The organism is Kineococcus indalonis (assembly GCF_009906395.1).
GTDB classification, from domain to species: Bacteria; Actinomycetota; Actinomycetes; order Actinomycetales; family Kineococcaceae; genus Kineococcus; species Kineococcus indalonis.
This window is the reverse complement of the sequence record NZ_JAAALM010000754.1, coordinates 1-1,397: the sequence shown is the minus strand read 5'-3', so window position 1 is coordinate 1,397 and position 1,397 is coordinate 1. Positions and strand designations below refer to the sequence as shown.

The window sequence follows — 1,397 nt, the reverse complement described above, 5'->3', positions numbered from 1 at the left end:
CCTCCGCACGGGTGACGCGCTGTGCGCCGTCGGGTGACCCGCCGGCGCACAGCGCGTCACCCGTGCGGAGGCACCCGCCGCGGGCTCCTGGTTCCCAGGAGCCGCAACGTGAGGGACACTCGGAGCATGTCAACCCGTGCGAGTGCGACCCGGCGTCACCTCCCGACGAGCCCGTTCCAGCCCGCACCACCGAAGCCGCAGGCCGAGGAGTTCACCGCCGGTGACCGCGTCACCCACGACCGGCACGGCATGGGCACCGTCGTCTCCGTCGAGGCCAGCCAGTGGGTCACCGTCCGCTTCTCCTCCGGAGAGGTCCGCTCCGTCGACGCGATCAAGCTCGGCAAGCTCTGAGTCGTCCGGGCGCCCTCAAGGGCCCGTGAGCGGCTGCTGAGTCACCACCGGCTCCCCCGGCAGGACCCCTCCGGGGGAGGACGCCCACCGCTGGGACACCGAGAGCACCACGAGAGCGGCCAGCACCACCAGGAGCGCCCGGGCCAGCGCGCCGCGCGGTGAACGCCGGCCCGCACCCCGCCGCACCGGCCGCCGCACCGGCCGCCGCACCGGCCGCCGCACCGCCGCTCGCGGAACCGCTGCCGGGACGCCCCGGGGTGCGGGCACGCCCGCGCCGGTGAGCGGCTCGTCCCCGACCGGGGCCGTCAGCTCCCGCCCCAGGACGTGGACGAGCCGCTCGACCTCGCGCGGGGCGAGCACGCGCGGCAGCGCCCGCAGCAGCTGAGCCACCTCGCCGCGCCCCACCACGGTCACCGCGCCGACCTCGTGCGCCGCCACCGGCTGCTGCACCAGGCACAGCACGCCCAGCACGTCGCGGCGGTGCCGGGCGGGCACGTGCGCGGTGACGGCCGCGGTGGCGGCGGCGACCCCGGCGAGCTCCTTCGCCAGCGACCGGTTCCCCACGCGCGACTCGTCCCCGAGCACCGCGACGGCACCGGTCCAGTTCTTGCTGTCCACGACCACGACCCCGCCGGGTCCGACGGCGACGTGGTCGAGGTTCGCGCGCCGCCGGCCCGGCCAGCGCACGTCGTGCAGGAGCGTCCAGCCGTCCGCCTCCAGCGCGGCCAGCGCCTCGGCGACGAGCCGCTCGCCGTGCGCGCCGGCCTCCCAGTTGCGCTGCTCGCGCTCCACCCGGCTCAGCTCCCGGCGCAGCTCCTCCGCGCGCGCGGCGTGCTTGCGGGCCTGCTCGGCGGCGCCGCGGCCGGCGGCCTGCACGGAGGAACGGGGGACCACGCCCCTGCATCGGCGCGCGCGGCGGCGAGGCTGAGCACCCTCACCCGGTCGGCGCACCGCGCCCGGCGGGGACCGGAACCCCGTGTCGGCGGCGGGTCGTACGGTGCGGCGGTGAGCGCGTGGCAGGAACCCGGCCCCGCGCCGCCCGCCTC

1 protein-coding gene is annotated in these 1,397 nt (G+C 78.2%); it reads right to left on the bottom strand.

The annotated features are described in order from the left end of the window. Positions 1 to 366: 366 nt before the first annotated feature. Positions 367 to 1,245: an NERD domain-containing protein gene (locus GTR00_RS20835; protein WP_166613432.1), complete on the bottom strand. Its 879-nt coding sequence runs from the start codon at positions 1,243 to 1,245 to the stop codon at positions 367 to 369. Positions 1,246 to 1,397 lie beyond the last annotated feature (152 nt).